4 protein-coding genes and 1 pseudogene are annotated in these 4,098 nt (G+C 73.5%); 3 read left to right on the top strand and 2 right to left on the bottom strand.

The features are described from left to right. Positions 1 to 100: pseudogene (locus ADK60_RS43570) on the bottom strand (electron transfer flavoprotein subunit beta); the annotation flags it as partial. 370 nt (positions 101 to 470) lie between these two features. Next, positions 471 to 884 carry a TlpA family protein disulfide reductase gene (locus tag ADK60_RS20180; protein WP_045944955.1) on the bottom strand — a complete coding sequence of 138 codons (414 nt, stop codon included), beginning with the start codon at positions 882 to 884 and terminating at the stop codon, positions 471 to 473. Between the two features lie 223 nt (positions 885 to 1,107). Between ADK60_RS20180 and ADK60_RS20175 the strand changes: the two genes are divergently transcribed. The 3 genes from ADK60_RS20175 to ADK60_RS20165 all read left to right on the top strand — a co-directional run bounded on the left by ADK60_RS20175 (position 1,108) and on the right by ADK60_RS20165 (position 3,976). Next, positions 1,108 to 1,533: a DUF4395 domain-containing protein gene (locus ADK60_RS20175; RefSeq protein ID WP_053647836.1), complete on the top strand. Its 426-nt coding sequence runs from the start codon at positions 1,108 to 1,110 to the stop codon at positions 1,531 to 1,533. Positions 1,534 to 1,785: 252 nt separating this feature from the next. Then, positions 1,786 to 2,556, top strand: coding sequence for a lysophospholipid acyltransferase family protein (locus ADK60_RS20170; RefSeq protein WP_053647834.1), 771 nt, complete (start codon positions 1,786 to 1,788; stop codon positions 2,554 to 2,556). A 220-nt stretch (positions 2,557 to 2,776) separates the two neighbouring features. Continuing rightward, positions 2,777 to 3,976 carry a beta-propeller domain-containing protein gene (locus ADK60_RS20165; RefSeq protein ID WP_053647833.1) on the top strand — a complete coding sequence of 400 codons (1,200 nt, stop codon included), beginning with the start codon at positions 2,777 to 2,779 and terminating at the stop codon, positions 3,974 to 3,976. Positions 3,977 to 4,098 lie beyond the last annotated feature (122 nt).

The following is a 4,098-nucleotide window of genomic DNA, read 5'->3' as shown; positions in this document are numbered from 1 at the left end:
CGTCCACGCCCTCCCGGTCGGTGGTGTGGTCGTCCGCGAAACGACGGTCACCCGTCGCGTCCGGCACGTACTTCACACAGACAACGATCCTCAAGCTCACGGCCTGTCTCCTGTACTGGTCTCGTCCGGCGGCTGCGGCTGTGCAAGCGGGCGCGAAACACGGTACGCACCTGCTCCCGGCAGCGTGCTCCCGTGCCGGTCCGGAACTCCCTGGCAGCATACTCGCCAGTAGCTCGACGGTCACTACTCGCCAGTAGCTTACGTCGCGCGGTCCCGGCCGGGCGTCCCTCGGACCCCCTCGGCAGCCCCGAGCAGGCCGTCGGCCCAGGTGGACCGCGGGACGGACGCACTGCCGTCAGGGCCATCCTGCCCCAGCCCGACCCCTGCTCCACCCCGCGGGGGCGCTCCTTCCCCCTCGGGACCCACCGCGACGACGGAACGCGCCGTTCCGCGCCGGGGCGCGGGACCGCTCAGACCGCCTCGCCCAGCGCCGCGATCACATCCGCCCGCCTCGGCTGCCCGGCCGCCCGGCGGACCACCCGGCCACCCGCGTCCAGCACCAGCACCGTCGGCGTCCGCAGGATGTCCAGCCGCCGGACCAGCTCCAGCCGCTCCTCGGCGTCCAGCTCCACGTGCGCCACCCCGTCGACCATCCCGGCCACCTCGGCGAGCACCCGGCGGGTGGCCCGGCAGGGCTGGCAGAAAGCCGTGGAGAACTGCACCAGGGTCGCCCGCTCGCCGAGCGGCACCCCCAGCTCGGCCGCCGACAGCCCCACCGACCCGTCCTTCGCCCGCACCCTCAGCCTCCCGTCGCGCTTGGCCCGCAGCAGCCCGAACGCACTCGCCAGCGCGAGCACGACAACGCACACCACCAACCCGGTCATCCCCCCAGTCTGCGCCAGGCCCCCCGAGCCCCGGGAGCGGCCCCGGCAAAACGGTCGACCGCCGGCCCGCGGCCCGCGTACGATCGCCGGGTGGACTCCGACCGCCCCGCACAGCCGCTGCTGACCGCCCGCCGGGTGGTCGACCTGTGCCGGGCCACGGCCTCGCGCTGTCGCTGACGCTCCCCAGCCGTCAGCCCGCCGCCGTCCCCTCCCGGAGTCCCCCGTGCAGATCGATCCCCGCGGCCCGCGCTTCGCCGCCGCGCTCACCACCGTCGTCCTGACAGCCGTCCTGCTCACCGGCAGCGGAGTCCTGCTCGCCGCCCAGGCCCTCGTCTTCGCCCTCGGAGCCCTCGGCGGGCTGCACCGCTCCCCCTACGGGTGGCTCTACCGCACCCTGGTCCGGCCCCGGCTGGCACCGCCGACCGAGACCGAGGACGAACGCCCGCCCAGGTTCGCCCAGGGTGTCGGCCTGGTCTTCGCCCTCGTCGGCGTGCTCGGCTTCCTCACCGGGGCCACCTGGCTCGGCCTGCTCGCCACCGGGTTCGCGCTGGCCGCCGCCTTCCTGAACGCCGCCTTCGGCTACTGCCTGGGCTGCGAGATGTATCTGCTGCTCCGCCGCGCACAGAGCCGGGTGGACCTCACCGCCTGACCGCGCCGCGCCACCACCCCACGGGGGACCCGGCCGGAGCGGAAAAGTTCCCGGCCGGGCCCATCACGTACGTCACACCTTCACATTCCGCCAGGCGGCACCCCTCAGGTGACAGCGGGCACTCCTTCGGGGGATCATCTCCGTGTATCGCCCGTGGCCGCCGCGGTGTGCCGTGCTCCCGGTCGGCCCCCACGCACCGCCCCGGGGCCCCGCCGTACCGGGCCGCCAGGCCCGTCGAAGTCAGGACTGACCGTGGCAGAGCTCGTCTACCCGCCGGTGATCGGCGCCGCACTGACCGTCTTCCGCGCACTCGACGTGCGGATCAAGATCGTCGGCGCCGAAAACATCCCCGCCGAGGGCGGGGCGGTGCTCGTGAGCAACCACATCAGCTACCTCGACTTCCTCTTCGCCGGCCTGGGCGCCTACCGCGGCGGCAAGCGCAAGACCCGCTTCATGGCCAAGGACGACGTGTTCAAGCACGGCGTCTCCGGCCCCCTGATGCGCGGCATGAAGCACATCCCGGTCGACCGGACCGACGGCCAGCCCGCCTACGAGGCCGCCGTCCGCGCCCTCCGGGCCGGCGAGGTCGTCGGCGTCTTCCCCGAGGCCACCATCAGCCGCTCCTTCATGCTGAAGAAGTTCAAGACCGGCGCCGCCCGGATGGCCGCCGACTCCGGCGCCCCGCTGCTCCCGGTGATCCTCTGGGGCACCCAGCAGCTGTGGACCAAGGGCCGCCCGAAGACGCTCACCAAGCGGCACGTCCCGGTCACCATCATGATCGGCGAGCCGATCGTGCTGACGCCCCAGGACAAGCCCGTCATGGTCACCCGCCGCCTGCGCGCCGCGATGACCGAGATGCTCGACCGCGCCCAGCGCGAGTACCCCGGCAAGCCCTCCGGCCCCGACGACAACTGGTGGCTGCCCGTCCACCTCGGCGGCACCGCACCCACCCTGGAGGTCGCCGAGGCCGAGGACGAGGCGGAGGCCCTCGCCAAGGCCGAACGCCGGGCCGCCCGCGGCTGACCCCGGGCCACCGTTCCCGCCGATCTGCCGTACTTCCGTTCTGCTGCTCCGCCGTGCTGCCGTACTGCCGCACGAACGGGCGACTCTCCGTCGCCGGGCGGACGCGGACCGTCGCGTGTCGCCCGGCTCCGCACCCTCCGATCTGACAAGGTGACAGCTCCTTCGGGGGGCAATCACGTCCGGACTCGCCGGGCGGATCGGAGACGGAGATGACACGCGGATGACGCGCACACGGCTCTCACGGACAACCCCCGCCAAGGCCCGCACCCGCCCTCACGCCGGTGCGGGCCTCCTGCTCGCCGGGGCCCTGCTCACCGGCTGCGGCGCCCAGCCCGGCGAGATCCCGCTCAGCGAGATCCGCGCCGAGTCGCCCAGCCCGACCCCCACCGTCGAAGCGGCCGTCGCCAACGGCACCGCCGCCGTCGACGCGGCTGCGGCCGCGGCAACCCCGACCGCCCCGCCGGCCCACAACGGCCTCATCGCCAGCAGGGGCTTCCTCGACCAGGACCGCCTCACCAGCGCGATTTTCGCCGTCACCGCCGACGGCCGGACCCGGCAGCAACTCACCCAGCCCGCCGACCAGACCCGGGACGACCACCCCACCTGGTCGCCCGACGGCACCGCGCTCGCCTTCGACCGCACCGGCAGCGACTCCCCCGGCCGCATCTGGACCACGAGCTCCGACGGCCGGAACGCCCGTCAGCTCGGCCCGCTCTGCGAGACCGGCGCCCCGGACTGCGTCAACGAGACGGAGACCGCGCCCGCCTGGTCCCCCGACGGCAAACTGATCGCCTTCACCCGCAGCTGGGGCCGCTCCGATCCGGACTCGGAGCAGATCCAGTACAGCGACCTCTTCGTCATCGCCCCCGACGGCACCAGCGCCCAGCGGCTCACCTTCCTCACCAACGACACCCCTTACTCCGGCGCCGTCACCGACCCCTCCTGGTCCCCCGACGGCAAGCAGCTCGTCTTCTCCTACCGGACCAGCGCCACCGGCCAGCCCGCCAACGGCCGTTCCCTCTACATCGTCAATGCCGACGGCACCGGCCTGCGCCGGCTCACCCCGTGGGAGCTACGGGCCGGCGAACGCGCCGACTGGTCCCCCGACGGCAGCCGGATCGTCTTCACCACCTACCCGGCCGGCCCCGACAACGCCCCCGGCGGCGGCATCTACACCGTCCACCCCGACGGCACAGCCGTCGAGGCACTCACCCCCGGCCCGTCCGACGTCACCTACGGAGCCGCCTCCTACTCACCCGACGGCACCGCGATCGCCTTCGACCAGGCCCCCGCCGGCGGAGCCTCCGAGCTCTACACGATGCGCGCCGACGGCTCGACCGTCACCCGGCTCACCAACACCCCCGGCCACGGGGAGAGCCGCCCGAGCTGGGGCACGGCCGAACCGCAGCCGCAGGGCTGACCTTTCGGCAGCAATTCACGCACAACGCAAAGAACCCCCGTCGGTTTCCCGACGGGGGTTCTTCACAATGATTGTTCGGCGGCGTCCTACTCTCCCACAGGGTCCCCCCTGCAGTACCATCG

This window comes from Streptomyces sp. XY431 (assembly GCF_001279805.1).
GTDB lineage: Bacteria > Actinomycetota > Actinomycetes > Streptomycetales > Streptomycetaceae > Kitasatospora > Kitasatospora purpeofusca.
Note: the sequence above shows the minus strand (reverse complement) of the source record. Positions and strands in the feature narration are given on the sequence as shown.

Coding starts and splice junctions, on each gene's coding strand:
- ADK60_RS20165 (WP_053647833.1), top strand. CDS start 2,777: ATGACGCGCACACGGCTCTCACGGACAACCCCCGCCAAGGCCCGCACC.
- ADK60_RS20180 (WP_045944955.1), bottom strand. CDS start 884: ATGACCGGGTTGGTGGTGTGCGTTGTCGTGCTCGCGCTGGCGAGTGCG.